General features: G+C 46.1%; 1 protein-coding gene. It reads left to right on the top strand.

Annotated features, from left to right (window positions below; translation table 11 throughout):
• Positions 1 to 81 precede the first annotated feature (81 nt).
• Positions 82 to 583 (top strand): c-type cytochrome (locus FK529_RS20920; RefSeq protein ID WP_146564357.1); only part of this gene is annotated, 502 nt, incomplete at its 3' end.

The following is a 583-nucleotide window of genomic DNA, read 5'->3' as shown; positions in this document are numbered from 1 at the left end:
AAGAGTGGTATTTTCCGGCGATCGGATAACAAAAGAATTTGAAAATTGATTGACAAAAATTAAAAGTAGCGGGGTGCAAGTATGAAGAAGCTGATAGGTAGTCTGGTGATTATAGGCGTAGTAGGGTTTTTAGGCGCCTATGCTGGGTCCACATTTTTAACCCATTCCCGTAAAGCGGAGATGCCGGCAGATAGCGCAAAGATCGCTTATGATGAAGCCTTAATCACGCGCGGTGAGTATGTGGCAAGGCTCTCAGACTGTGCCGCTTGTCACAGTGTACCGGGGGAGCCAGAGTATGCTGGAGGACTTGCAATGCAGACACCTTTCGGTGCGATCTACTCTACCAATATTACTCCCGATCTTGAAACCGGTATCGGTAGTTACTCTTTAGAAGAGTTTACCAATGCAGTTAAACATGGTGTGCGTCAAGATGATGCGCCCCTCTATCCGGCAATGCCTTATACCTCTTATGCCATTATGCCGGATGAGGATATGGAAGCGATGTATGCCTATTTTATGATGGGAGTTCAACCGGTATTAACGCCTAATGCGCCTACAACATTCCCATGGTTTATGAGTATGC

The organism is Tsukamurella asaccharolytica (genome assembly GCF_007858435.1).
GTDB lineage: Bacteria > Actinomycetota > Actinomycetes > Mycobacteriales > Mycobacteriaceae > Tsukamurella > Tsukamurella asaccharolytica.
The sequence above is the reverse complement of the archived record's forward strand: the minus strand, read 5'-3'. Positions and strand labels throughout refer to the sequence as shown.